This is a genomic window from Shinella kummerowiae (assembly GCF_009827055.1).
Lineage (GTDB): Bacteria > Pseudomonadota > Alphaproteobacteria > Rhizobiales > Rhizobiaceae > Shinella > Shinella kummerowiae.
The window spans coordinates 558888-582556 of the sequence record NZ_WUMK01000002.1; the positions used below are offsets into that span (position 1 = coordinate 558888).

The 23669-nt window shown below is 64.9% G+C and carries 26 protein-coding genes and 1 tRNA gene; 17 read left to right on the forward strand and 10 right to left on the reverse strand.

Going from position 1 to position 23669, the window contains the following annotated elements:
- The first annotated feature begins 32 nt into the window (after positions 1-32).
- Complete coding sequence (locus GR138_RS07230) at positions 33-731, forward strand: 5-formyltetrahydrofolate cyclo-ligase (protein WP_160857925.1); 699 nt, start codon at positions 33-35, stop codon at positions 729-731.
- Here the strand turns inward: GR138_RS07230 and GR138_RS07235 are convergent.
- The 3 genes from GR138_RS07235 to GR138_RS07245 all read right to left on the reverse strand — a co-directional run bounded on the left by GR138_RS07235 (position 701) and on the right by GR138_RS07245 (position 3776).
- Entirely contained in the window at positions 701-1966 is a 1266-nt protein-coding gene (locus tag GR138_RS07235; protein WP_160857926.1) for a CynX/NimT family MFS transporter, read from the reverse strand. The genes GR138_RS07230 and GR138_RS07235 overlap by 31 nt on opposite strands.
- Positions 1963-2640: a FadR/GntR family transcriptional regulator gene (locus tag GR138_RS07240; RefSeq protein WP_160857927.1), complete on the reverse strand. Its 678-nt coding sequence runs from the start codon at positions 2638-2640 to the stop codon at positions 1963-1965. The genes GR138_RS07235 and GR138_RS07240 overlap by 4 nt, the downstream gene beginning before the upstream one ends.
- A 104-nt stretch (positions 2641-2744) precedes the next feature.
- Entirely contained in the window at positions 2745-3776 is a 1032-nt protein-coding gene (locus tag GR138_RS07245; RefSeq protein WP_160857928.1) for a trans-3-hydroxy-L-proline dehydratase, read from the reverse strand.
- Between the two features lie 180 nt (positions 3777-3956).
- Between GR138_RS07245 and GR138_RS07250 the strand changes: the two genes are divergently transcribed.
- From GR138_RS07250 to GR138_RS07260, 3 genes are all read left to right on the forward strand, one after another.
- Entirely contained in the window at positions 3957-4622 is a 666-nt protein-coding gene (locus tag GR138_RS07250; protein WP_160857929.1) for a GntR family transcriptional regulator, read from the forward strand.
- 195 nt (positions 4623-4817) lie between these two features.
- Positions 4818-5516: a GntR family transcriptional regulator gene (locus GR138_RS07255; protein WP_160857930.1), complete on the forward strand. Its 699-nt coding sequence runs from the start codon at positions 4818-4820 to the stop codon at positions 5514-5516.
- Positions 5517-5648: 132 nt separating this feature from the next.
- On the forward strand, positions 5649-6611 hold the full coding sequence (locus GR138_RS07260) for a dihydrodipicolinate synthase family protein (protein ID WP_160857931.1): 963 nt from the start codon (positions 5649-5651) through the stop codon (positions 6609-6611).
- Positions 6612-6982: 371 nt separating this feature from the next.
- On the opposite strand, the gene GR138_RS07265 is transcribed toward GR138_RS07260, so the two are convergent.
- The gene (locus GR138_RS07265) at positions 6983-8020 is read right to left on the reverse strand and encodes an Ldh family oxidoreductase (RefSeq protein ID WP_160857932.1); all 1038 of its coding nucleotides are present in this window, start codon (positions 8018-8020) and stop codon (positions 6983-6985) included.
- A 147-nt stretch (positions 8021-8167) separates the two neighbouring features.
- Here GR138_RS07265 and GR138_RS07270 point away from each other — a divergent pair, with 147 nt between their 5' ends.
- From GR138_RS07270 to lhpI, 7 genes are all read left to right on the forward strand, one after another.
- Positions 8168-9685 (forward strand): aldehyde dehydrogenase (NADP(+)), encoded by a 1518-nt coding sequence (locus tag GR138_RS07270; RefSeq protein ID WP_160857933.1) that lies wholly within the window; start codon positions 8168-8170, stop codon positions 9683-9685.
- A gap of 176 nt (positions 9686-9861) precedes the next feature.
- Positions 9862-10671 (forward strand): ABC transporter substrate-binding protein, encoded by an 810-nt coding sequence (locus GR138_RS07275; RefSeq protein WP_160857934.1) that lies wholly within the window; start codon positions 9862-9864, stop codon positions 10669-10671.
- A 69-nt stretch (positions 10672-10740) separates the two neighbouring features.
- Positions 10741-11406 (forward strand): amino acid ABC transporter permease, encoded by a 666-nt coding sequence (locus GR138_RS07280; RefSeq protein WP_160857935.1) that lies wholly within the window; start codon positions 10741-10743, stop codon positions 11404-11406.
- 13 nt (positions 11407-11419) lie between these two features.
- Positions 11420-12070: an amino acid ABC transporter permease gene (locus GR138_RS07285; RefSeq protein ID WP_160857936.1), complete on the forward strand. Its 651-nt coding sequence runs from the start codon at positions 11420-11422 to the stop codon at positions 12068-12070.
- Complete coding sequence (locus GR138_RS07290; protein WP_160857937.1) at positions 12063-12785, forward strand: amino acid ABC transporter ATP-binding protein; 723 nt, start codon at positions 12063-12065, stop codon at positions 12783-12785. The genes GR138_RS07285 and GR138_RS07290 overlap by 8 nt, the downstream gene beginning before the upstream one ends.
- Positions 12786-12792: 7 nt before the next feature.
- Complete coding sequence (locus tag GR138_RS07295) at positions 12793-14043, forward strand: NAD(P)/FAD-dependent oxidoreductase (RefSeq protein ID WP_160857938.1); 1251 nt, start codon at positions 12793-12795, stop codon at positions 14041-14043.
- 27 nt (positions 14044-14070) lie between these two features.
- The gene (gene lhpI, locus GR138_RS07300; RefSeq protein WP_160857939.1) at positions 14071-15753 is read left to right on the forward strand and encodes a cis-3-hydroxy-L-proline dehydratase; all 1683 of its coding nucleotides are present in this window, start codon (positions 14071-14073) and stop codon (positions 15751-15753) included.
- A 32-nt stretch (positions 15754-15785) separates the two neighbouring features.
- On the opposite strand, the gene GR138_RS07305 is transcribed toward lhpI, so the two are convergent.
- The 3 genes from GR138_RS07305 to gstA are packed head-to-tail and all read right to left on the reverse strand — an operon-like array spanning position 15786 to position 17012.
- Positions 15786-15998: a tautomerase family protein gene (locus tag GR138_RS07305; protein ID WP_160857940.1), complete on the reverse strand. Its 213-nt coding sequence runs from the start codon at positions 15996-15998 to the stop codon at positions 15786-15788.
- 4 nt (positions 15999-16002) lie between these two features.
- On the reverse strand, positions 16003-16386 hold the full coding sequence (locus tag GR138_RS07310; protein WP_160857941.1) for a nuclear transport factor 2 family protein: 384 nt from the start codon (positions 16384-16386) through the stop codon (positions 16003-16005).
- Positions 16386-17012 carry a glutathione transferase GstA gene (gene gstA, locus GR138_RS07315; RefSeq protein WP_160857942.1) on the reverse strand — a complete coding sequence of 209 codons (627 nt, stop codon included), beginning with the start codon at positions 17010-17012 and terminating at the stop codon, positions 16386-16388. Before gstA ends, GR138_RS07310 begins: the two co-directional genes overlap by 1 nt.
- Before the next feature lie 114 nt (positions 17013-17126).
- Between gstA and GR138_RS07320 the strand changes: the two genes are divergently transcribed.
- On the forward strand, positions 17127-17504 hold the full coding sequence (locus GR138_RS07320) for a winged helix-turn-helix transcriptional regulator (RefSeq protein ID WP_160857943.1): 378 nt from the start codon (positions 17127-17129) through the stop codon (positions 17502-17504).
- Between the two features lie 35 nt (positions 17505-17539).
- Here GR138_RS07320 and GR138_RS07325 read toward each other — a convergent pair whose 3' ends face one another.
- Entirely contained in the window at positions 17540-17755 is a 216-nt protein-coding gene (locus tag GR138_RS07325; RefSeq protein WP_160857944.1) for a hypothetical protein, read from the reverse strand.
- Positions 17756-18010: 255 nt separating this feature from the next.
- Positions 18011-18100, reverse strand: a tRNA-Ser gene (locus tag GR138_RS07330).
- A gap of 236 nt (positions 18101-18336) precedes the next feature.
- Here GR138_RS07330 and GR138_RS07335 point away from each other — a divergent pair.
- The 3 genes from GR138_RS07335 (at position 18337) to GR138_RS07345 (ending at position 20576) form a co-directional block, all read left to right on the forward strand.
- Positions 18337-18657, forward strand: coding sequence for a hypothetical protein (locus GR138_RS07335; protein WP_202402536.1), 321 nt, complete (start codon positions 18337-18339; stop codon positions 18655-18657).
- A gap of 46 nt (positions 18658-18703) precedes the next feature.
- Positions 18704-19354, forward strand: coding sequence for a peptide-methionine (S)-S-oxide reductase MsrA (msrA, locus tag GR138_RS07340; RefSeq protein WP_160857945.1), 651 nt, complete (start codon positions 18704-18706; stop codon positions 19352-19354).
- A 229-nt stretch (positions 19355-19583) separates the two neighbouring features.
- Positions 19584-20576: a BMP family lipoprotein gene (locus GR138_RS07345; RefSeq protein WP_160857946.1), complete on the forward strand. Its 993-nt coding sequence runs from the start codon at positions 19584-19586 to the stop codon at positions 20574-20576.
- A gap of 63 nt (positions 20577-20639) precedes the next feature.
- On the opposite strand, the gene GR138_RS07350 is transcribed toward GR138_RS07345, so the two are convergent.
- Positions 20640-20861, reverse strand: a complete 222-nt coding sequence (locus tag GR138_RS07350; RefSeq protein WP_160857947.1) for a SlyX family protein — start codon at positions 20859-20861, stop codon at positions 20640-20642.
- A 138-nt stretch (positions 20862-20999) separates the two neighbouring features.
- On the opposite strand from GR138_RS07350, the gene GR138_RS07355 reads away from it, so the two are divergent.
- Both GR138_RS07355 and GR138_RS07360 read left to right on the forward strand, forming a co-directional pair.
- Positions 21000-22535: an ABC transporter ATP-binding protein gene (locus tag GR138_RS07355; protein WP_160857948.1), complete on the forward strand. Its 1536-nt coding sequence runs from the start codon at positions 21000-21002 to the stop codon at positions 22533-22535.
- Positions 22532-23665 (forward strand): ABC transporter permease, encoded by a 1134-nt coding sequence (locus tag GR138_RS07360; protein ID WP_160857949.1) that lies wholly within the window; start codon positions 22532-22534, stop codon positions 23663-23665. The genes GR138_RS07355 and GR138_RS07360 overlap by 4 nt, the downstream gene beginning before the upstream one ends.
- The last annotated feature ends 4 nt before the right edge of the window (positions 23666-23669 follow it).

Genomic DNA, 23669 nt, shown 5'->3' on the forward strand with positions numbered 1-23669 from the left:
CTCGAACTCCCCGCGCCGCAGAGGCCGACATCATGGATGACGACGAGAAACCAGCTACATTCGCCTCGCCGGCCTGTTTCCTGCATGAGGTCGATCCGGCCTATTCCGGCCTGGCGGGGCCGTTCGATCTGCAAGCCTGGACGGATGTCAATCGCTGGCGCAAGAGCGAGCGCGAGCGCCTGATCGCCGCGCGTCTCGCCGTTCCGGCCGAGACACGGGCGCTTCATGGCGAAACGATTGCGGCCGGCGTGCTGGCGGAAATCGGCGACCTCACGGACCGCATCGTCAGCGCCTACTGGCCGTTTCGCGGCGAACCGGATCTGCGGCCGTTCCTGCAAACCGTGGCGGAACGCGGCGGGCGCACGGCCCTGCCGGTCGTGGTCGAGAAGGGGCGGCCGCTGGAATTTCATCTCTGGCAGGCGGGCGAGGCCCTGTCGCGCGGTGTGTGGAACATTCCGGTTCCGGCCGCGCAGCGGCCCTGCCTGCCCGATATCGTCATCGCGCCTGTCGTCGGCTATGACCCGACCTGCTACCGGCTGGGTTATGGCGGCGGCTTCTTCGACAGGACCCTGGCGGCCATGCCGAGGAAACCGCGTGTCATCGGGGTCGGCTACAGCGCCGCACGGCTTGCGACGATCTATCCGCAGCCACACGACATTGCGATGGGCGTCATCGTCACGGAGGCCGGCACTATCCGGCCCTATGTCTCCACCGTGCGCGCATTGACATAGAGCGCCCGGCCGGCGAACCAGCCGTTGACCGCGGCGCCAAGGCCAAGCAGCACGAAGAGCACAGCGCTCCAGGCGAAACTGCCCGTCCAGCCGCGGATGAGGCCGACGACCAGCGGGCCGATGGCTGCCAGCAGGTAGCCGACGCATTGCGCCATGCCGGACAGGTGCGCGGCCACATGCGGATCGCGCGTGCGCAACACGATGACCGTCATCGCCACCGCGATCAGTCCGCCCTGGCCGATGCCCTGCAGCACGGCCCAGATCCAGACGGACCAGAGCGGCGCGAAGAGCAGCCCCAAAAGCGCCACGACGGCGAATCCGCAGAGCACGACATTGATCAGCCGCTGGTCCTTGCCGCGCACGGCGATATGCGGCGCGACAAGGCAGGCGCCGGCCTGCACCATGACGGAGACCGATACGATCGCCCCGGCCGTCACGCCATCCAGCCCGCGTTCGCGCAGGATCGGCACCAGCCAGCCAAACACACAATAGGCGAGCGCCGATTGCAGGCCCATGAAGAGCGTGACCTGCCAAGCAAGCCGGTCGCGCCACAGCCCTTCGACACGAAAACCCGTGCGCTTGGCCTGCAGGCGGCCACCAAGCACCTGCGGCAGCCAGAGCAACCCGACAAGAAAGGCCGGCAGCGCCCAGATCGCCAGCGCCCCATCGAGCGAGCCGCCGACGGCATGTTCGAATGGCAATGTCAGGCCGGCGGCACTCGCGGCACCTGCGCAAAGCGCCATCGTATAGCAGCCTGTCATCAGCGCCGCCTTGTCGGGAAAGTCCCGCTTGACGAGGCCGGGCAGCAACACATTGCCGACCGCAATCGCGGCACCGGCGAGCGCCGTGCCGAGAAAGAGCAGCGGCACGGAGGACAGGCCGCGCAGTGCGGTACCGAGCGCCACCACGAGGATGACGACGAGCAGGGTTCGCTCCGTGCCGATGCGTTGGGCAAGGCGCGGGGCGAGCGGCGAGAACAGGCCGAGGCAAACGACGGGCAGCGTCGTCAGCAGGCTGGCGCCGGTGGCGGAGAGACCGAGCACATCGCGTATCTCCGGCAGCAGCGCCGACGCGCTGGAAAAGACCGGCCGCAGATTGAAGGCAATGAGCACGAGGCTGGCGCCGAGCAGCACGCGCGCCAGCGTGCTCGTCGGCCGATGCGCTTCGGGCGCCGGTACGCTGTCGGCTTCGGCGTCGATCAGGTCGATGGCGCCGGGATCATTGAGAACCGTCATGACAGCAGCAACCGGTCGAGAGCCGACAACATGGGCGCCATGAAACGGCGCACCGCGGCATCGGCCGCCGCCGGATCGCCGCTCTCGATGGCATCGACAATCGCCGCATGGGCGGCCATGTCCGGTTCCGGAAGCTCTTCGCCCAGCGTCGCCTCGATGGTTTCGGAAATCAGCGTGGAAAAGAACTCGTACATGCAGATGAGCACGCTGTTCTGCGAGGCGGCGATCACCGCCTGATGGAAGGCGAAGTCGCGGATGACGAAGCCCGCCTTGTCGCCATCCTCGTGGTTGCCGCGCTCGGCAAGCAGCGTGCGCAGCCCGGCGATCACGGCTGGTGTCTGGCGCAGCGCCGCAAGCCGTGCCGCCTCCGCATCCAGCGCAAGGCGTGCCTCGAACTGGTCGCGCAGGCCCGCCCGACGCGCCATGGTGAGCGGGCGGCTGCTATCGGCCGCCGAAAGCACATAGGTGCCGGAGCCCTGCCGCGTTTCGAGATAGCCCTGCGAGGCGAGCACGCGCACCGCCTCGCGCACCGTGCCGCGGCTGACGGACAGCATGGCGGACAAGGTCGCCTCGTTCGGCAATTTTTCCCCCACCGCCCAGCGGCGGTTGAGGATTTCGTCGCGGATCGCCTCGACGGCGGTATCGGCGAGATTGGTCTTGCTGAGGGAAAACATGGTGAACTCATAAAGTCATCTGATGACTTTATGAGTAGCGGTCTCACTCACTCGCGTCAAGGACGGACCGGCGCCTGAGCGCCGGGCCATCGGGAAATACTGACTTACTGCTTACGCGGCCACGTATCGGCCAAGCGGTAGCCGGAGGGCCATGGATCGGCGGGGTCGAGCATGACCTGGCTGGTGCCGGTGATCCAGGCGCGGCCGGAGATTTCCGGCACGATGGCCGGGCGGCCGCCGACGGTCGTTTCGCCGACGATGCGGCAGTCGAAGCGCGAATCGAGGATCGAATAGCCGGAGAAGGACTGGCCGACCTTGATCTGGCCGCGGGCATGCAGCACCGCCATGCGGGCCGAGCAACCGGTGCCGGTCGGCGAGCGGTCGAGCTTTGCCGGCTGGATGACGACGGTGTTGCGGCCATGCAGCGCGCCGTCGCGCTGCTCGACCGGCAGCGTCAACTGGCAGAAGGAGATGTGGTTCCATTCCGGGTTTTCCGGATGGGTGAAGCCGAGCTGCTCGTTGGCGGCCCTGGTGATGCGGATGCCGGTTTCGGCAAGTTCGCGCGCCTCGTCCGGCGTGACCGAGAAGCCGAGGGCGCGGGCATCGGCAAACACAAAACTGTCGCCGCCATAGGCGGTGTCGACGGTGAGCGTGCCGAGGCCTTCGACTTCCAGCCTGGCATCCAGCCTGTCGGCGAAGGAGGGCACGTTGGTGACGGTGATGCGCTCGGCCTTGCCGTTGCGGCAGGTGGCAACGACGTTGACCAGTCCGCCCGGCGCTTCCAGCACCATGTGGGTTTCCGGCTCGACCATCGGCACGATGCCGCTGTCGAGCAGCACGGTGGAGACGCAGATCGAGTTGGAGCCGGACATCGGCGGCGTGTCCTCGGGCTCCATGATGATGAAGCCCATCGTGGCGCGCGGATCCTTCGGCGGCACGAGAAGATTGATGTGGCGGAACACGCCGCCGCGCGGTTCGTTCAGCACGAAATTGCGCAACGCCTTGTCCTGGGCGATGAAATTGCGCTGCTCCCACAGCGTAGCGCCCGGCGGGGGCGCGACGCCGCCGACGATGACATCACCCACCTCGCCCTCGGCGTGGCAGGAGACGATATGAATGACCTTGCTGCTGCGCATGGCTTTCTCCGATGTCCTGATTTTCGCGGCGATGCCGGCATCGGCCCAACGCGGATGACCCCTTATAGAAAAATTGGATCCAATATACAATATACAATATTCATTCTCGAGGCGTCGTTTGTTGCTCCGCCTCCGGTTTCCGCCTATGACCATAGGCGCGATTTTCAGGGGTTGGGCGTGATGAAATTTGCTGCCGTCGATGTCAGGCAGGCCGCTTCGGCGGCCGACCTCGTCTATGAGGCGCTGCGCAAGGCGATCATCGAAGGCAAGATCGCCGTGGGCGACAATCTGCGCCAGGAAGAGATAGCGCAGATGTTCAACACCAGCCGCATTCCCGTGCGCGAGGCGCTGTCGCGGCTGGAACAGCACGGCCTCATCACCACCCAGCGCTACAAGGGCGCGGTCGTCGCGGGCCTCTCCATCGGGGAGATCGACGAGATCTTCGAGTTCCGTGCGCTGATCGAGGCCGAAGTCATGCGCCTTGCCGTGCCCAATCTCGACCGCGCGACGCTGGACAAGGCGCGCGGCTATTGCGACGCCTTCGACCGGGAAACCGACCCGCACCGCTGGGGCGAGATCAACCGCCAGTTCCACACCACGCTCTACGAAGCCTCCGGCCGCGCCTATTATCTGCAGAACGTGCAATCCTCGCTCGACCGCATCGACCGTTATCTGCGTGCACAACTGACCTTCACCAATGGCGTGCCGCGTGCCGGCCGCGAGCACGAGGCGATCCTGGCCGCCTGCGAAAAGGGCGACGCCGACCTCGCCTCTCGCCTGACGCGCGATCACATCCTCGACGCCGGCCGCTCGCTGATGACGTTTTTGCGCGACCAGCGCGGCTGATCGTCCCGACGCTTTTTTTGACGGAACGCAGGTCGGGAAAAATCCCGCCCTTTTCGTTTTCTGCCGGCAAAGCACTGGATTTGCGGAAATCGCAGCTTCCGGACACTTGACGCGGCTTTCGGCAAAAGGCCCTCTTAAAACGATTGATAGCGCGGGCAGAGAATTGTATTTCTTTTGTCGACAAGAGGACTTTTCATGACTGAAACCGATTCCCTGCCGGAGCGCAAACGCGGCTCCGGCGTCAAGATGGTCTACGACCTGCTGCGCGACGAGATTCTCGACCTGAAGATCGCGCCCGGCAGCCCCATCGACGAAGTGCAACTGGCCGAGCGGTTCAAGATGTCGCGCACACCGATCCGCGAGGCGCTGGTGCGGCTGGCCGGCGAAGGGCTGATCGAGACGCTGCCGAACCGCTCGACCATGGTGTCGAACATCGACTTCATGAACCTGCATACCTTCTTCGACGCGCTGGTGCTGATGTACCGCGTGACGACGCGGCTCGCCGCGCAGAGCCACCGGCCGGAAGACCTCGCCGTCATCAGGGGGTTCCACGAGGACTATGCAGCAGCGCTCTCCGCACGCAACCATATTGCGATGATCGCCACCAACGCCGCCTTCCACGCCGCGATCGCCGAGGCGGGCCGCAACCCCTATTTCACCGGCCTCTTCCGCCGGCTGCTCGACGAAGGGCGGCGCATCCTGCAGCTCTACTACCAGTCCTATGACGAACACTTTCCGCAGCGCTTCGTCGACGAGCACGCCGCGATCATCGCGGCCATCGAGGCGCGGGACATCGAAGAGGCCGACCGGCTCGGCAAGGCCCATGCGGAGGCGATCGTCGCCCAGGTGCAGAAGCTTTTCAGCCGCAACGACAGGCTCGATATCGCCCTGTAGAACGATCGCGCCCGGCGTTGTATTTTTCTTGTCGACAAATAAAATGCAAGATGCTACACCCGCAATCAGAGAGGGGGAGGCTGAGGCATCGTGCCGGCTGACCACCCGACGAACCGCCCATAGGAGACCGAGATGAAGGCCAAGATTTTTTCCGGCGTGATCCCCGCCCTGATGACGCCCTGCAAGGACGACCGCACGCCCGACTTCGACGCGCTGGTGCGCAAGGGCAAGGACCTCATCGCAAAAGGCATGTCCGCCGTCGTCTATTGCGGCTCGATGGGTGACTGGCCGCTGCTCTCCGACGAACAACGCATGGAAGGCGTCGAGCGCCTGGTGAAGGCCGGTATTCCGGTCATCGTCGGCACGGGTGCCGTCAACACCGCCTCGGCCGTGGCGCATGCCGCGCACGCCCAGAAGGTCGGCGCGCAGGGCCTCATGGTCATCCCGCGCGTGCTCTCCCGCGGCACCGTCGTCGCCGCCCAGAAGAACCACTTCAAGGCGATCCTGTCGGCCGCTCCGGACCTGCCGGCGGTCATCTACAACAGCCCCTACTACGGCTTCGCGACCCGCGCCGACCTGTTCTTCGCGCTGCGCCAGGACCACAAGAACCTCGTCGGCTTCAAGGAATTCGGCGGCGCTGCAGACATGCGTTATGCGGCCGAAAACATCACCAGCCGTGACGATGACGTCTCGCTGATGATCGGCGTCGACACCTGCGTCTTCACCGGCTTCGTCGATTGCGGCGCCGTAGGCGCGATCACCGGCATCGGCTGCGTTCTGCCGAAGGAAGTGCTGCACATGTGCGCGCTTGCACAGGCTGCCGCCAAGGGCGACCCGGATGCCCGCGCCCGCGCGCTGGAGCTGGAATCGGCGCTTGCCGTGCTCTCCTCCTTCGACGAAGGCCCGGACCTCGTTCTCTACTTCAAGCACATGATGGTGCTGAAGGGCGACAAGGAATACACGCTGCACTTCAACGAGACCGACGCGCTCTCCGACAGCCAGCGCGGCTATGTCGAGAGCCAACTGAAGCTGTTCGACACCTGGTATGCCGCATGGAGCAAGCTGCCGGGCGCGGTGCAGACCTACAAGGCGTAAGGTTTTACGCTTCCATCCGACGAGAAAGGCCCTCCGCAAGGAGGGCCTTTTTTGGTTTGGCAATTGGTTCGAAGGGGGAAGGTGCGGCACGCGACGGTCTGTCCGGTTCCGCTCAGCCCAGTCCAGTATCACTTCGTGTCGGACACCACCTCTCCTCTGTCATCCTCCGGCTCGACCCGAGGATCCATGCCGCAAGCACGGCGGTGGGGATGTGTGGATCCTCGGGTCTAGCCCGAGGATGACGGTAGTGGGTGGGATTGCCGTCTTGCTTGACCGCGGGCGGGCGGTGATGGGCGGGGATGCCGTGTTGTCCAAAACGGCGACACGGCACCCCAATTGACCGTTCGCCGGCTAATGAACCAGCAGCGCAATCACGCGACCGCGTCGAGGCCCAGCGCCAGCAGGCGATCGAGCTGTTCCGTCTCGGCGGCCGTCAGCGTGACTCCGTCGGTTTCGGAGACCTTGCGGGCGACGAAGCGGCGCTGCGAGGGCAGGCGCGCGCCCTGGCCGACGATGGCCTCGAACAGCACCTCGGCGCGGGCGAAGGGATCGCCGGGGCGGCCCTTGGCGAAGGCTTCCGGGGACAGGGCGATAATCAGTTCGCCGTGGAAGGGCGCGAGCGTCGTCGTGCCGAGATAATCGAGCACTTCCGGGCTCGTCAGGTCGCCGATCATGATGCCGGCGAGCAGTTCGATCATCGTGCCGATGGCCGAGCCCTTATGGCCGCCGAAGGGCAGCATGGCGCCGGCGAGCGCCGCTTCCGGATCGGTCGTCGGGTTGCCCTCGGCATCGATCGCCCAGCCTTCCGGCAATTGTTTGCCGGCACGGCGGTGCAGCTCGATTTCGCCGCGCGCGGCAACCGAGGTGGCGAAGTCGAAGACGTAGGGCGACCCATTCGGGCGCGGCCAGCCGAAGGCGAAGGGGTTGGTGCCGAGCAGCGGCTTGTTGCCGCCGGTCGGTGCGACCGTCGCATAGCTCGGGCACATGACGAGCCCGGCGAGGCCTTCGTTCGTCACCGCTTCCACTTCCGGCCACAGCGCGGAGAAATGCGTGCAGTCGTTGATAACCAGTGCGGCGATACCGAGCTTGCGGGCGCGCTCGGCCAATGCCGGCACGCCGAGCTCGAAGGCCGGGTTGGCGAAGCCGCCATTGGCATTGACCTTGACGATGGCCGAGCCCTCGTTGCGGTCCAGCTCCGGCACCGCGTCCGGCTTGACCTTGCCGGCCTTGACCGTGCGCAGCGCCCCTTCGATGCGGAACACGCCGTGCGACTTGCAGGCATCGCGCTCGCCCGCGACGATGACGCGGGCGAGCGCGCCGGCCTGCACCGCATTGAGGCCGGCTTTGCGGAAGATGGCTTCGACACGCTCGAAAAGGGCGGCAATCGTCAAGGTGGTGGTTTGCGTCATCGTTGGTCTCTTCAGGCTGGGCCGACCGCGGCGGTTGGCGGTTGAGTATTTGCATACATAGAGTATACAAGATTTCGACAAGTGCAATTCGTCCCGTCAGATCCTATGTCAGGGCCGAATCCCTCTTCCGCCAGAAAGGTACGTCAAATGGCTTTCACTCCCAACGGTAAACACCTCGTCGCCGGGCAATGGCTCGATGGAAACGGCACGTTCGCCTCGTCGCCGGCGCATGGCCCGTCGCACGACTTCGCCGTCGGCACGGTCGATCTGGTGAACCGCGCCGCGGAAGCCGCCGAAGAGGCCTTCCTGAGCTACGGTTATTCCTCGCGTGCGACACGCGCCGCGTTTCTGCGCGCCATCGCCGACGAGATCGAGGCGCGCGCCGATGCCATCACCGAGATCGGCACGCAGGAAACCGGCCTGCCCGTCGCCCGCCTGCAGGGCGAGCGCGGCCGCACCACCGGCCAGTTGCGCCTCTTCGCCGACCACATCGAGAAGGGCGACTATCTCGACCGCCGCCTCGACGCCGCCCAGCCCGACCGCCAGCCGCTGCCGCGCACCGAAATCCGCCTGATCCAGCGGCCGATCGGCCCCGTCGCGGTGTTCGGCGCCTCCAACTTCCCGCTCGCCTTCTCGACGGCCGGCGGCGACACCGCCGCAGCGCTGGCCGCCGGTTGCCCCGTCGTCGTCAAGGGACACTCCGCCCATCCGGGCACCGGCGAAATCATCGCCGAGGCGGTTCTCGCCGCCATCCAGAAGACCGGCGTGCATCCCGGCGTCTTCTCGCTGATCCAGGGCGGCAACCGCCAGGTCGGCGAGGCCGTCGTGCAGCATCCGCTGATCAAGGCGGTCGGCTTCACCGGCTCGCTTGCCGGCGGCCGCGCGCTGTTCAACCTGTGCGCCGCGCGCCCGGAACCCATTCCGTTCTTCGGCGAACTCGGCTCGGTCAACCCGATGTTCCTGCTGCCGGAAGCGCTGAAGGCCCGCGCCGAATCGCTCGGCCAGGGCTGGGCAGGCTCGCTCACCATGGGCGCCGGCCAGTTCTGCACCAATCCGGGCATCGCCATCGTGGCTGATGGCGCGGATGCCGACCGCTTCACCACCGCCGCCGTCGAGGCGCTCGGCAAGGTCGGTCCGCAGACCATGCTGACCGATGGCATCGCCAAGGCCTATCAGGACGGCCAGGCGCGTTTCGAAAGCCGCAACACGGTGAAGCCGCTGCTGACGACCGAATCCTCCGGCCGCAATGCCCTGCCGAACCTGTTCGAGATCTCCGGCGAACAGTTCCTCGCCGACCACGCGCTCTCCGAAGAAGTCTTCGGTCCGCTCGGCCTCGTCGTGCGTGTCGGTTCGGTCGACGAGATGGAAGCGCTTGCCCGCAAATTCGAAGGCCAGCTGACGGCAACGATCCACATGGATGCCGGCGATCTCGACGACGCCCGCAAGCTCCGCCCGGTCCTCGAGCGCAAGGCCGGCCGCGTGCTGGTCAACGGTTTCCCGACCGGCGTGGAAGTGGTGGATTCCATGGTGCATGGCGGCCCCTACCCGGCCTCGACGAATTTCGGCGCGACGAGCGTCGGCACGATGTCGATCCGCCGTTTCCTGCGGCCGGTTTCCTACCAGAACATGCCGGAAGGCCTGCTGCCGGACGATTTCCTGAACTAATTCAAGCCTAAAGCCGACCCAGAGCCGGGCTTTCTAGACGGAGAGCCCGGCTTCATTTTTTCGCATACGAGCTATATACTTTTTGCATATTATTTGTATTTTAGAGCCGGTTTACATTTTCGGCGCAGGACGGACCTCGCCCGTGTGAATCACCAGACCAATTCAGGGAGAGAGTAATGAAGAAGACCTCGGTCCTCGCCTTCGGCCTCATCGCCGCCACCGCCCTCACCAGCCCGGCCAAGGCCGACAAGCTGGACGACATCATCTCGTCCGGCACGCTGCGCTGCGCCGTCGTTCTCGACTTCCCGCCGATGGGCGCGCGCGACGAGAGCAACAACCCGATCGGTTTCGACGTCGACTATTGCAACGATCTCGCCAAGGCGCTCGGTGTCACCGCCGAAATCGTTGAAACGCCCTTCCCGGAGCGCATCCCGGCCCTGATGTCCGGCCGCGTCGATGTCGGCGTCGCCTCGACCTCCGACACGCTGGAACGCGCCAAGACGGTCGGCATGACCGTTCCCTACTTCGCCTTCCAGATGGCCGTCACGGCCAACGACAAGTCGGGCGTAAAATCCTTCGAAGACATGAAGGGCAAGGTCGTCGGCGCCACTGCCGGCACGTTCGAAGCCATCGCGCTGGAAAAGTCGGTCAAGGAATGGGGCGCTGGCGAATTCCGTCCGTACCAGACCCAGGCTGACGTCTTCCTCGCGCTCAGCCAGGGCCAGATCGACGCCACGGTCTCGACCTCGACGGTCGCCCAGTCCAACGTCAAGAGCGGCAAGTTCGCCGGCATCTCCGTCGTCGGCAACGCGCCCTACGACATCGACTATGTCGCGCTCTTCACCAACCGCGAAGAATACGGCCTGATCAACTACCTGAACCTCTTCATCAACCAGCAGGTTCGCACCGGCCGTTACAACGAACTCTACGAAAAGTGGGTCGGCGGCGAAGTGCCGTCCCTTTCGATCAACGGCGTTTATCGCTAATCTGCCGTTTTAAAGGCGGCGCGGGAGCCACTTCCGCGCCGCTGATCGTTTCCGAAGGGTGAGACGGCAATGTTCAGTTACAATTTCCATTGGAACCAGGCCTTCAAGGCCCTGCCGCAGATGCTGGAGGGCGCGCTCGTCACGCTCCAGATCGCGCTGCTGTCCATGGCCATCGGCCTTGCCGTCGCGCTCGCGCTGACGCTCTTCCGGTTGTCCGGTAACCGCATCTTGAACGGCTTCGCCACGGCCTGGGTCGAGGTCGCGCGCAACACGCCGGCCCTCTTCCAGATCTACATGGCCCATTTCGGCCTCGGCAATTTCGGCATCCACCTGAGCCCCTATACGGCGCTGCTCGTGGGGATCGCCTTCAACAATGCCGGCTATCTTGCAGAAAACTTCCGCGGCGCGCTGAAGGCGATCCCCGACACGCAGACGCGTGCGGGCCGCTCGCTCGGCATGACGCCGCTGCAGGCCTTCCGCTACATCGTCATGCCGCAGATGCTGCGCATCGCCTTCCTGCCGGCCACCAACCAGATGGTCTGGGCAATCCTGATGACCTCGCTCGGCGTCACCGTCGGGATGAACACGGACCTTGCCGGCGTCACCCAGGCGCTGAACGCGGTGTCCTTCCGCACCTTCGAATTCTTCGCGCTCGCGGCGGTCATCTACTATGTGATCGCCAAGGCCGTGACGCTGGCAGCGCGCCTCGCCGCCACGCGCATGTTCCGCTACTGAGAGAGGGTAAGCCATGTTCGATACCGCTCTCACGCTCGCCGATCTCGGCTTCCTCGCCAAGGGTGCGGCGATGACGCTCGCCGTCACCGCCGTCTCGGTCCTCGCCGGCACCGTGCTCGGCGTCGTCTTCGGCGTCATCCGCAACCAGGCCGGTCCCTACTGGTCGATGCCGATCACCTTTTTGCTCGATATCTTCCGCTCCGTGCCGCTGCTCATCCAGCTCGTGCTCGGCAACGCGTTGCAATCGATCCTCAAGCTCGGCTGGGCGCCGTTCACCACCTCCTGCGTGGTGTTGTCGCTCTATACGGCGGCCTATTGCACCGAGATCGTGCGCGGCGGCATCTCCGCCGTGCCGGCCACCACGCGCCGCGCGGCCCGCTCGCTCGGCATGACCTGGTGGCAGGACATGCGCTACATCGTGGCGCCGCTCGCCACCCGCGTCTCGCTGCCCGCCTGGATCGGCCTGACGCTCGGCGTCATGAAGGATTCGGCGCTGGTGCTCTGGCTCGGCCTGATCGAGCTCCTGCGCGCCTCGCAGATCCTCGTCACGCGCCTGCAGGAACCGCTGTTCATCCTGCTGATCTGCGGCGCCATCTACTTCATCATCAGCTTCCCCATCGCCCGGCTCGGCGGTTATCTCGAAAGACGGTGGTCCAATGATTGAGATCGAAAACGTCCGCAAATCCTTCGGTTCGCTGGAAGTCCTGAAGGGGATCAACCTCACCGTCCAGAAGGGCGAAGTGCTGACCATCATCGGCGGCTCGGGCTCGGGCAAGTCGACGCTGCTGACCTGCATCAACGGGCTGGAGACGATCGACGGCGGCCGCATCGTGGTCGACGGCACCGATGTGCATGCCAAGGCGACGGACCTCAACAAGCTGCGCCGCAAGCTCGGCATCGTGTTCCAGCAGTTCAACGCCTTCCCGCACCTGACCGTGCTGGAAAACGTCATGCTGGCGCCGGTCAAGGTGCTCGGCCAGTCGAAGGCCGAAGCCGAGGCCATGGCCGTCAAGCAGCTCACCCATGTCGGCCTCGGCGACAAGCTGAAGGTCTATCCGAACCGCATGTCCGGCGGTCAGCAGCAGCGCATGGCGATTGCCCGCGCGCTTGCCATGTCGCCGGCCTACATGCTGTTCGACGAGGTGACCTCGGCGCTCGACCCGCAGCTCGTCGGCGAAGTGCTCGACACGCTGCGCATGCTCGCCTCCGAAGGCATGACGATGATCTGCGTCACGCATGAAATGAAGTTCGCCCGCGAAGTCTCCGACCGCGTCGCCTTCTTCCACAAAGGTGTGATGGCCGAGATCGCGCCGCCGGAACAGCTGTTCGGCGCGCCGAAGGATGCCGACCTGCAGACCTTCCTCGCCGCGACGCATTGAGGCCATGATGAACACTGGAATCCAGCCCGGCGTCGTCGTCATCGGCGCCGGCGTGGTCGGGCTTTCCGCGGCCATCGCCGCGCAGGCCCGCGGCCTCTCCGTCACCGTGCTGGAACGCGAGGCGCCCGCCGCCGGTGCTTCTGCCGGCAATGCCGGTGCCTTCGCCTTCACCGACATCCTGCCGCTCGCCTCGCCGGGCATCCTGAAGAAAGCGCCGAAATGGCTGCTCGATCCGCTCGGGCCGCTCAGCGTGCCGCCGTCCTACGCGTTCCAGATCGCACCGTGGATGTTCCGCTTCTGGCGCGCCTGTTCGGCAGGCCGCGTCGCCCATTCCACGGCGGCACAGACGGCGTTGATGGACCTGTCCAAGGCCGAGCTGGAACCGTTCCTCACGCAGACCGGCACCATCGCGATGCTGCGCAAGGAGGGTAACCTCCAGGTCTATGAGAGCCAGGCCGAGCTCAACGCCGCGCTGCCCGGCTGGAAGGCACGCGAACAGCACGGCGTCGAATTCCGCCACATGGGCGCCGCCGACATGGCGATAATCCAGCCCGGCCTCGCGCCCCGCTTCACACATGGCACGTTCACGCCCGGCTGGTACTCCATCGCCGATCCCAAACTCTATACGCTGGCGCTCGCCGAGCATTTTAGCGCGCAGGGCGGCACGATCGAACGCGCGGAGGTTTCCGGCCTGCACCCGATCGAGGGCGGCGTGGAAATTCGCACCACCGATGGCCGGACGCTGCGGGCACAAAACGTCGTGCTGGCGGCCGGCGCCTTCTCCCATCAGGTCGCGCGCTCGCTTGGCGAAACCATCCCGCTCGAAACCGAGCGCGGTTACAACACGACGTTGCCCATCGACGCCTTCGACCTGCGCACGCAGGTGACCTTCGGCGGTCACGGCTTCGTCGTTACCCGGCTTTCGACCGGCATCCGCGTTGGCGGCGCGGTGGAGCTTGGCGGACTGAAGCTACCGCCGAACTTCCGCCGGTCGGAAGCCATGCTGGAAAAGGCGCGCAGCTTCCTGCCCGGCCTGAAGTCGCAGGGCGGCGTGCAGTGGATGGGTTTTCGCCCGTCGCTGCCCGACAGCCTGCCGGCGATCGGCCGCGCCCGCGCGACGCCGCGGGTCGTCTATGCCTTCGGTCACGGCCATCTCGGCCTCACCCAGTCGGCGGGCACAGCACGGCTCGTCGCCGACCTGTTGACGAACGACCGCACAGCCATCGACATCGCCGCCTTCTCGCCGCAACGTTTCTGACAGGTCCAACCGCACAGGAGCCGCCCCATGACCGATCTCTCCGCCCGCAGCATCCTCGCCGGCACCGCCTCCGGCCCGATCATCGCGGCGGGAGAGGCGTTGAGTTTCTGGGGCGGCGTCGATCCGGCCACCGGCAAGGTCATCGACGTGCACCACCCGCTGCATGGCGTGACGATTACCGGCGGCATCCTGATGATGCCCTCGAGCCGCGGCTCGTGCACCGGCTCCGGCGTGCTCCTCGACCTGGCGCTGACCGGCCGCGCGCCCGCCGCCCTCATCTTCAGCGAGGCGGAGGACGTGCTCACCCTCGGTGCGCTGATCGCCGCGGAAATGTTCGGCAAGTCGCTGCCGGTGCTGCGCCTGTCACACGGCGCCTATGACGCGCTCTGTCGCGCCGGGACGGCAACCATCAGCGAGACCGAAATCGTCGCTGATGGGCTGACCATTCCCGTTGCCCCACCGGCTACATCGGCGCTCGACCTCACCGCGGATGACCGCGCCATGCTCGACGGCCGCGATGGCGTCGCGGTGCAACTTGCTCTGCGCATCACCGCCGCCATGGCTGCGCAGCAGGGCGCGACAAAGCTGATCGACGTGGTGCAGGGCCATATCGACGGCTGCATCTATGCCAGCCCCGCCAACCTGACCTTTGCGGAAAAGATGGCCGACATGGGCGCCAGGGTGCGCGTGCCGACCACCATGAACGCCATTTCCGTCGACCGCGTCAACTGGCAACAGCAGGGCGTGCCGCAGGATTTCGGCGACCCCGCCGCCCGCCTGGCCGACGCCTATGTGCGCATGGGCTGCCGCCCGACCTTCACCTGTTCACCCTATCTGCTCGACAGCGCGCCGAAAACCGGCGAGGCGATTGCCTGGGCGGAATCCAATGCGGTGATCTTTGCCAACACGGTGCTCGGCGCCCGCACGGCAAAACATCCCGATTTCCTCGATCTCTGCATCGCCTTGACGGGTCGCGCTCCGCTGTCCGGCGTCTATCTTGACGAACACCGCAAGGCGAAGCGCATCATCGATGTCGACCTGCCCGACGCTGTCGACGACGCTTTCTGGCCGATCGTCGGCTATCTCGCCGGCCGTGTCGCGCCCGACCGTATTCCCGTGCTGCGCGGCCTTGCTGCCGCGAGCCCCACGCCGGACGACCTCAAGGCGCTGTGCGCGGCCTTCGGCACCACCTCTGCCGCGCCCATGCTGCATATCGAGGGCGTGACGCCTGAGGCAGACGGTGCCGCCGCACCGCAGGCCGATACGGCGACGATCACCCGCGCCGACATGATCGACGTCTGGACCATGTTCAACGATGGGCCGGAGGCGGTGGAACTCGTCGCCATCGGCAGCCCGCATGCCTCGCTGTCGGAATGCCGCGCCGTGGCGGATGCGCTTGGCGCGCGCAAGCGCCACGCGGACGTGACCGTCATCGTCACCGCCGGCCGGGACGTCATGGCGGACGCCGGCGACATCATTGCCCGGCTCACGGCCAGCGGCGTACAGGTCCTGCCGGACCTTTGCTGGTGCTCGATCTCCGAACCGGTTTTCCCGACAAAGACGCGTGCCCTCATCACCAATTCCGGCAAATACGCCCATTACGGCCCGGGTCTCTCCGGCCGCACCGTCCGCTTCAGCAACCTCGCCGACTGTATCGAGGCCGCCCTGACCGGCCGCGTGCCGCCGCGCCTGCCGGCATGGCTTGCCTGAGAACAGGCGCCCTGCCGGCCGCTTCGACGCCGTTACGAGGATGATTTGAGCGACGTTCGATAGGCCTCGACGGGAAGGCCTCCGACGCCCCAATCCTCCATCGCCACCTCATCGATGACGACGAAGGTGGTGGCGGGATTCTTGTCGAGCACCCGCACGAGAAGATCGGTCACCCCCTTGATCAGTTCGGCTTTCTGCGCGGGCGTCGCGCCCTCGCGGGTGATCTTGATGTTGACATAGGGCATTGGGCTACTCCTGCGTTTGCCGCTCGATGATCTGGAAAACCTTGGCGATGATCCGCCATTGGCCGTCCGTGCGCACGAGCGTGAGAAAATCGACGAAATCCCGGCTGCCGATCGAGCAGCGCACACGCGCCACGGCGGTGTTGTCTCCGGCGATGTCGATCGCGTCGATATGGTCACGCCGGGCTTCGTTGCGCGAGGCCGGCGATTGCCGGGCGGCCACGACCGGCACGTATTCCGCCATGGTGCGGTAGAGAAGCGGCGTCTCGTCCGCCGTCGCATAGATGGCCTGCGGGTGGAAAACACGCTCCAGCGTCTCGACGTCGCAAAAATAGAGCGCGTCGAAATAATCCTGGAGAACGGCGCTGATGTCGTGGAACGCCCCGCGCATCAGGCTGCCTCGTCCTGCAGCAGGCCTTCGGCGGCGAGCGCCTTGCGCACTGCCGGTCGCGCCAGCATCCGCTTCATGAAGGCGCTGATGCGGGGCCAGCGTGCGAGATCGACGCCGATGAAATTCGTCCAGTTGAGCACGACGAACAGATAGGCGTCGGCGACGGAAAAGGTCTCACCGAGCAGGAACGAGCGACCGTCGGCAAGGCCCGTTTCCACGTCGTCGATACGACGGAGGAGCGTCGCCTCCACGCGTGCCTTCTCGGATGCCTCCAGGGCATGACCGTGGAAATAGGGGCTGAACGCCTTGTGCAGTTCCGCGGAGATGAAGTTCAGCCATTCCTGCAGGCGGACCCTGTCCAGCGTTCCGGCAGCGGGCGCAAGCCGGGCTTCTGGCGCGCGGTCGGCCAGATATTGCAGCACCGCCGGATTTTCCGTGATGACGACGCCGGGCTCGATCTCGAGCGCCGGCACGTAGCCCTTGGGGTTGGCGCGACGATAGTCGGCGCCGGCCTTCGTTCGACCGGCCTGCGTGTCGACCTCGACCGCCTCGAAGGGCAGGCCGAGTTCGAGGAGCACGATGCGCGACGCGAGCGAGCAGGCGGCGGGTTTGAAGTAGAGCAACATGGACAGACCTTTCTTTGACAATGGCGCGAAGCTAGGGGCTTCGGTTTCTATTGCCAACCAAGTTTCTATCAGTTACTTCATATCCTCGTTTCTCCGTGGTAACCGGTCCGCATCATGAGCCTCAAGATCCGAAAGAACCGCAGCACGCCCCCGCCGGAGCCCTGCCTCTTGACCGAGTGCATGACGATCATCGCCGGCGCCTGGGCGCCAAACGTCATCTGGCACCTGCGGGCCGGCCCGCGCCGGTTCAGCGAACTGCGGATCGATATTCCGCCGATCTCGGCAAAGGTGCTTTCGCAGCGCCTGCGCGAACTGGAAAGCCGCGGCGTGATCACCCGCACCATCCAGCCGACCACCCCGCCGTCCGTGGAATATGCGCTGACAGGGCTTGGACAGGAGCTGGTGCCGGCACTCAGCGCGATCGTCGATGTCGGGCACAAGCTGAAGGTCGCGCAAGCCCACGTGACATCACGGGACCCGGCTCATTTCTGAAGCCGAGCCCCGTGCATCCCCCCGGATGGCAGCGTCTATCGCGCGCGGCTGTAATGCATACGCGCCGAGCATTCGACGATCTTGCGAAACCGCGCCGGCTCGATCTGGCCGATCGAGTAGGTATCGATCAGGTAGCGCGCGAAGGACGACCGTGCTTCCTCACTCTTGTCGAACCATTCCTGTGCGGCGATATCGTCGAATATCAGCTTCACGGCAGATAGCTCATTGGGTTCAAGCTGTGTTGAGTGCATCGAAGTCTCCTGACTTCTGGCAAGGACATCAGCGCTTTTTGTGAATGTTATGGCGCGTTTAGATGCTGCCGATATGCAGACTCTACGCTTGGTGCGGAGGTGGCGCTATTAAAATTGACGTAGGTGCTGCCACATTGACCCTGCCATATCTCCGGGAGCAATGGCGGGCGGATGGACTGGAATCGCCTCTCGACGAGGCATCAGCTTTGGCAGCCAAATCGGTTTTGGGTAGAATGCTGGCTTAGCAGGGGGTGATGGCGGACAGAGCGGGATTCGAACCCGCGATAGAGTCTCCCCTATACACACTTTCCAGGCGTGCGCCTTCAACCACTCGGCCACCTGTCCGTCCGCTCGCTGCCGTTGGTCAATCCGGCGCGGGTCGCTTTCCTGTTTCCATTCCGGCGAGACGGCGCGATATATACCGAGGTTTCACGCGGGATCAACCGCTTTCTGACAGTTTTTTGAAGGTTCTTTCGGAGAACGACGCGAAGGATTGCAGAAGTTTGGCCGTCTTCCTATTTATAGGCAGAAGGAAGCGGGGGCAAAATGGACGCTCCGGCGGCGATACCGGGAGGGGCGCGATGATACGGTTCATCCTGAAGACCATCAGCCTGATCGCATTGGTCATTGCCGTGATGGCGGGAACGATCGACGCGATCCAGTCCGTCTCGGCCTCCGAGCCGGTGCTGACGCCGCTCGCGGTCGCCTGGAGCACGGCGAGCCCGGACACGATCGCGCTCGTTGCCGACGGCATCATGCGCAACCTGCATCCCTATGCCTGGGACCCGGCGGCCATGTGGGTGCTGTCGCAGCCGGCCTTTGCCGTGCTGCTCGCCATCTCGCTGTTCTTCTGGGTGATCGCCTACAAGCGCCAACCGATCGCCGGCCGCTTCACCGCCTGATATCACAACCCGCCGCGCTCGATGCGGCCCCGGCCAGGAGGCCACGATGTTCCTGATCGACATGTTCAACAAGAAGACCACCATGCCTGCGCCCGAAGCTGCCCTGCCCGGCCGCGACCAGCCCATCCCCACATCCGCCACCCATTTCGTCAATGGCCGCGCGCTTCAGGGCCCCTATCCCGAAGGGTTCAAGACCGTGCTGCTCGGCATGGGCTGCTTCTGGGGCGCCGAGCGGCTGCTCTGGAAGATCCCCGGCGTGTGGGTGACGGCGGCCGGCTATTCCGGCGGCATCACGCCCAACCCGACCTATCACGAGACCACGACGGGGCTGACCGGCCATACCGAAGTCGTGCTTGTCGTTTATGATCCCGCGGTGGTCACGCTCGAGACCCTGCTGAAGGCCTTCTTCGAGGCGCACGACCCGACGCAGGGCATGCGCCAGGGCAACGATATCGGCACGACCTACCGCTCGGCGATCTATCTCGACGACGAAGCAGACCTTGCCGTGGCGCACCGCGCCCGCGACGTCTACCAGGCGGCGCTGACAGCCGCCGGGCGCACCGACCGCATCACGACGGAAATCGCCAAGGCGGGTCCGCTGTATTTCGCCGAAGAGGTTCACCAGCAGTATCTCGCCAAGAATCCGGGCGGCTATTGCAACCTTCGCGGCACCGGCGTCAGCTGCGCGATCGGCTGACCGCCCGATAAAATTCGCTGCTTTCAAGCCGTTGCGAAAGAGGATCTCCCCTCTCTTCGCAACGGCTTCTATTTTTTACCAACTGAAAAATTTCTGGTGAATTTTTCCCGGAGCCGTGCAAGGATGCCGCCAGCCTGACCCAGGGGAAAGGGTCGGTGGCTCCGGTGTGCGCTCCTGCAGGCGCTGCCCGGAAGGTCCCTATAAGATCAATAGCGAACAGGGCTGCACAATGAAAAAAACCCTTCTCACCCTTCTTGCCACGGCTGCCATGTCGGCCACTGCATTCGCCGCCGATATCAAGCCGGCAATCATCTATGACCTGGGCGGCAAGTTCGACAAGTCGTTCAACGAAGCAGCCTACAATGGCGCGGAAAAGTTCAAGGCCGAGACCGGCATCGAATATCGCGACTTCGAAATCGCCAACGACGCGCAGCGCGAGCAGGCACTCCGCCGCTTCGCCGGCGACGGCAACAACCCGATCGTGATGGCCGGCTTCTCCTGGTCCGCGGCGCTTGAGAAGGTCGCCGTGGAATATCCGGACATCAAGTTCGCCATCATCGACATGGTCGTCGACAAGCCGAATGTGCGCTCGGTCGTCTTCAAGGAAGAAGAAGGCGGCTGGCTCGCCGGCATCCTGGCCGGCATGGCCTCCAAGACGAAGACCGTGTCCTTCGTCGGCGGCATGGACATCCCGCTGATCCACAAATTCGCCTGCGGCTATATCGGCGGCGCCAAGTCGCTCGGCCCCGACATCAAGGTGCTCGAAGCCTATACAGGCACGACGCCGGACGCCTGGAACGACCCGGTCAAGGGCGGCGAAATCGCAAAGTCCCAGTTCGACCAGGGGTCCGACGTGGTCTACCACGCGGCCGGCGGCACGGGCGTTGGCGTGCTCCAGGCGGCGGCTGACGCCGGAAAACTCGGCATCGGCGTCGATTCCAACCAGAACGGCCTGCATCCGGGCAAGGTTCTGACCTCGATGGTCAAGCGCGTCGACGTTGCCGTCTACGACGCCTTCATCACCGCCAAGAACGACACGTTCAAGCCGGGCGTCAACGTGCTCGGCCTCAAGGAAAGCGGCGTCGACGTCGCGATGGACGACAACAACGCGCCCCTCATCACGGCCGAAATGAAGGCTGCGATCGACAAGGCGCGCGCCGACATCGACAGCGGTGCCGTCAAGGTGCACGACTACATGTCGGACGAGACCTGCCCCTACTAAGCGGCATTCACGGCCCGTTTGCGCAAGCAGACGGGCCGATTCCGTCCTGCCCCGGCTGCGACCTCAATAGTGCGGCGGGCGGGTGATGGCCGGGGCTTCGAGAGACCCCTCTTCGAGTGTGAGGAACCGTTCCGTCAACCGGTCGAGCTTCGTCCGGAGCTGATCGACCACACGCCATTGTTCGGCGAGCTGATCGGAGAGCTCCTCGATCGTTTTTGCCTGGTGGGCGGCATGCTCTTCGAGGCGGGCGATGCGCGCGGCCTGGATGTCGTCGGAAGTGGTCATGGCTGTCCTCGTCGGTCGAATACCGGGCGCCCGGAGCTATAGCCGCCACCGGCGTCGGCCGCAATCGGACTGGACAAGGGCGGCGGAAGCAACAAGACTAGGCCGACAGGCCCAAAATCCCCGTAAGAGTGGATCATCATGAGCGAACTGGCAATCGAACTGAAGGGCATCGACAAGAGCTTCGGCCTCGTCCACGCCAACCGGAATATCAACCTGAAGGTCCGCAAGGGCACCATTCACGGTATCATCGGCGAAAACGGCGCCGGCAAATCCACCCTCATGTCGATCCTCTACGGCTTCTATCAGGCCGATCACGGCGACATCGTCATCGATGGAAAGACGATCAAGATCCGTGATCCGAATGCCGCCATCGCCGCCGGCATCGGCATGGTGCACCAGCACTTCATGCTGGTGGAAAACTTCACCGTGCTGGAAAACATCATGCTCGGCGCGGAAGAGAGCCAGATCCTCAACGCCAGCATCACCAAGGCGCGCGCCGAGCTGAAACGGCTCGAAAAAGACTATGCGCTGGAGGTCGATCCGGACGCGGTCATCGAGGAACTGCCGGTCGGCCTGCAGCAGCGCGTGGAAATCCTGAAAGCGCTCTATCGCCGGGCCGACATCCTCATTCTCGACGAGCCGACGGGCGTGCTGACGCCGGCGGAAGCCGACCACCTGTTCCGCATCCTCGAGCAGCTGAAGGCCGAGGGCAAGACGGTGCTGCTCATCACCCACAAGCTGCGCGAGATCATGGCGATCACCGACGAGGTCTCCGTCATGCGCCGCGGTGAGATGGTGGCGACGCGCACGACAAAGGACACGTCCGTTGAAGAACTCGCAGAGCTGATGGTCGGCCGCCGCGTTCTGCTGCGTGTCGAAAAGGGCGAGGCGAAGCCGGCCGACGTCAAGCTCTCGGTCAAGAACCTCACGGTGCGCGACAGCCGCGGCGTGACGATGGTGGACGATGTCTCCTTCGACATTCGCGCCGGTGAGATCGTCGGCATTGCGGGCGTGGCCGGCAACGGCCAGTCGGAACTGCTGGAGGCGATCTCCGGTATCCGCCGCGCCAAATCCGGCACCGTGTCGCTCAATGGCAGCGCCATCGACGTTACCGGCCATGTCGACCCGGCCGAGCTGCGCAAGCGCGGCCTCGCCCATGTGCCGGAGGACCGCCATCATGTCGGTCTCGTGCTGAAATTCGAGGAGAGCGAGAACGCCATCCTCGGCTATCACGACGACCCGAAATACCGGAAGGGCCTGCTGCTCGACGTGGACGCGATCCGCGCCGACGCGGAGGAGAAGATCGCCGCCTATGACATCCGCCCGCCGAACCCGCGGCTGAAGACCGCCAACTTCTCCGGCGGCAACCAGCAGAAGATCGTCTTGGCGCGCGAGATGGAGCGCGGGCCGGACGTGCTGATCATCGGCCAGCCGACGCGCGGCGTCGATGTCGGCGCCATCGAATTCATTCACAAGCGCATCATCGAGATGCGCGACCAGGGCAAGGCGGTGCTGCTCGTCTCGGTGGAGCTCGACGAGATTCGCGCGCTGTCGGACCGGATTCTGGTGATGTTTGCCGGCCGTGTCGTCGGTGAGCGCATGCCGGATGCCACCGAAGGAGAACTCGGCCTGTTGATGGCCGGTGTGGAAGGCCGGAAGGAGGCCGCGGAATGAGTGTCCCTCACGCGAAACTGCCGGCCTGGGCCGAATATGGCCTGATCCCGCTGGTCAATCTCGCCGTCGCCTTCCTGATTTCCGGCCTCGTCGTGCTGATCGTCGGCGAAAGCCCGCTGGAGGCCGCCTATCACATGATCAACGGCGCCTTCGGGCGCGGCGAATATATCGGCTTCACGCTCTACTATACGACGACCTTTATCTTCACCGGCCTCGCCGTTGCCGTCGCCTTCCATTGCGGCCTGTTCAACATCGGCGGCGAGGGTCAGGCCTATATCGGCGGCATCGGGGTGGCCCTTGCCTGTCTCTCCTTCGACCGCGTGCTGCCGTGGTACCTGCTCTTCCCGATCGCCGTCATCGGCGCCGCCTTCTTCGGCGCGCTCTGGGCGATGATCCCCGGCTGGCTGCAGGCCAAGCGCGGCAGCCATATCGTCATCACGACGATCATGTTCAACTTCATCGCTGCCAGCCTGATGAACTACCTGCTCAACCGGGTGTTCAAGCCGCTCGGCTCGATGTCGCTCGAAACCCGTACCTTCGAGACCGGCGGGCAACTGCCGAAACTCGACTGGCTGATGTCGATCTTCGGCCTTTCCGTCGGCAATGCGCCCTTCAACATCTCCTTTCTGCTCGCACTTCTCGCGGCCTTCGGCGTGTGGGTGCTGATCTGGCGCACCAAGCTTGGTTATGAAATGCGCACGATGGGCCACAGCCCGGCCGCCGCGCGTTATGCCGGCATCAAGGAGGCGAAGATCATCGTCATCACCATGATGATTTCCGGCGCGCTTGCCGGCATGATGGCGCTGAACCCGATCATGGGCGAGCAGTTCCGCATGCAGCTCGATTTCGTGCAGGGCGCGGGCTTCGTCGGCATTGCCGTCGCGCTCATCGGCCGCTCGCATCCGGCGGGCATCATCCCGGCGGCGCTGCTGTTCGGCATGCTCTACCAGGGCGGGGCGGAAATCTCCTTCGAGATGCCCTCCATCTCGCGCGACATGATCGTCATCATCCAGGGTCTCGTCATCCTCTTTGCCGGCGCGCTCGAACACATGTTCCGCCCGGCCATCACGCGGATCATCTTCGGGCTCTCGCCCAAGGGCCGCCAAGCCGCCGCCACGAAGGGAGCCTGATCGC

Excerpts from the sequence above, each read along its gene's own strand:
- GR138_RS07230 (WP_160857925.1), top strand. The coding sequence starts at position 33 with ATGGATGACGACGAGAAACCAGCTACATTCGCCTCGCCGGCCTGTTTC.
- GR138_RS07235 (WP_160857926.1), bottom strand. The coding sequence starts at position 1,966 with ATGACGGTTCTCAATGATCCCGGCGCCATCGACCTGATCGACGCCGAA.
- GR138_RS07240 (WP_160857927.1), bottom strand. The coding sequence starts at position 2,640 with ATGTTTTCCCTCAGCAAGACCAATCTCGCCGATACCGCCGTCGAGGCG.
- GR138_RS07245 (WP_160857928.1), bottom strand. The coding sequence starts at position 3,776 with ATGCGCAGCAGCAAGGTCATTCATATCGTCTCCTGCCACGCCGAGGGC.
- GR138_RS07250 (WP_160857929.1), top strand. The coding sequence starts at position 3,957 with ATGAAATTTGCTGCCGTCGATGTCAGGCAGGCCGCTTCGGCGGCCGAC.
- GR138_RS07255 (WP_160857930.1), top strand. The coding sequence starts at position 4,818 with ATGACTGAAACCGATTCCCTGCCGGAGCGCAAACGCGGCTCCGGCGTC.
- GR138_RS07260 (WP_160857931.1), top strand. The coding sequence starts at position 5,649 with ATGAAGGCCAAGATTTTTTCCGGCGTGATCCCCGCCCTGATGACGCCC.
- GR138_RS07265 (WP_160857932.1), bottom strand. The coding sequence starts at position 8,020 with ATGACGCAAACCACCACCTTGACGATTGCCGCCCTTTTCGAGCGTGTC.
- GR138_RS07270 (WP_160857933.1), top strand. The coding sequence starts at position 8,168 with ATGGCTTTCACTCCCAACGGTAAACACCTCGTCGCCGGGCAATGGCTC.
- GR138_RS07275 (WP_160857934.1), top strand. The coding sequence starts at position 9,862 with ATGAAGAAGACCTCGGTCCTCGCCTTCGGCCTCATCGCCGCCACCGCC.
- GR138_RS07280 (WP_160857935.1), top strand. The coding sequence starts at position 10,741 with ATGTTCAGTTACAATTTCCATTGGAACCAGGCCTTCAAGGCCCTGCCG.
- GR138_RS07285 (WP_160857936.1), top strand. The coding sequence starts at position 11,420 with ATGTTCGATACCGCTCTCACGCTCGCCGATCTCGGCTTCCTCGCCAAG.
- GR138_RS07290 (WP_160857937.1), top strand. The coding sequence starts at position 12,063 with ATGATTGAGATCGAAAACGTCCGCAAATCCTTCGGTTCGCTGGAAGTC.
- GR138_RS07295 (WP_160857938.1), top strand. The coding sequence starts at position 12,793 with ATGAACACTGGAATCCAGCCCGGCGTCGTCGTCATCGGCGCCGGCGTG.
- lhpI (WP_160857939.1), top strand. The coding sequence starts at position 14,071 with ATGACCGATCTCTCCGCCCGCAGCATCCTCGCCGGCACCGCCTCCGGC.
- GR138_RS07305 (WP_160857940.1), bottom strand. The coding sequence starts at position 15,998 with ATGCCCTATGTCAACATCAAGATCACCCGCGAGGGCGCGACGCCCGCG.
- GR138_RS07310 (WP_160857941.1), bottom strand. The coding sequence starts at position 16,386 with ATGCGCGGGGCGTTCCACGACATCAGCGCCGTTCTCCAGGATTATTTC.
- gstA (WP_160857942.1), bottom strand. The coding sequence starts at position 17,012 with ATGTTGCTCTACTTCAAACCCGCCGCCTGCTCGCTCGCGTCGCGCATC.
- GR138_RS07320 (WP_160857943.1), top strand. The coding sequence starts at position 17,127 with ATGAGCCTCAAGATCCGAAAGAACCGCAGCACGCCCCCGCCGGAGCCC.
- GR138_RS07325 (WP_160857944.1), bottom strand. The coding sequence starts at position 17,755 with ATGCACTCAACACAGCTTGAACCCAATGAGCTATCTGCCGTGAAGCTG.
- GR138_RS07335 (WP_202402536.1), top strand. The coding sequence starts at position 18,337 with ATGATACGGTTCATCCTGAAGACCATCAGCCTGATCGCATTGGTCATT.
- msrA (WP_160857945.1), top strand. The coding sequence starts at position 18,704 with ATGTTCCTGATCGACATGTTCAACAAGAAGACCACCATGCCTGCGCCC.
- GR138_RS07345 (WP_160857946.1), top strand. The coding sequence starts at position 19,584 with ATGAAAAAAACCCTTCTCACCCTTCTTGCCACGGCTGCCATGTCGGCC.
- GR138_RS07350 (WP_160857947.1), bottom strand. The coding sequence starts at position 20,861 with ATGACCACTTCCGACGACATCCAGGCCGCGCGCATCGCCCGCCTCGAA.
- GR138_RS07355 (WP_160857948.1), top strand. The coding sequence starts at position 21,000 with ATGAGCGAACTGGCAATCGAACTGAAGGGCATCGACAAGAGCTTCGGC.
- GR138_RS07360 (WP_160857949.1), top strand. The coding sequence starts at position 22,532 with ATGAGTGTCCCTCACGCGAAACTGCCGGCCTGGGCCGAATATGGCCTG.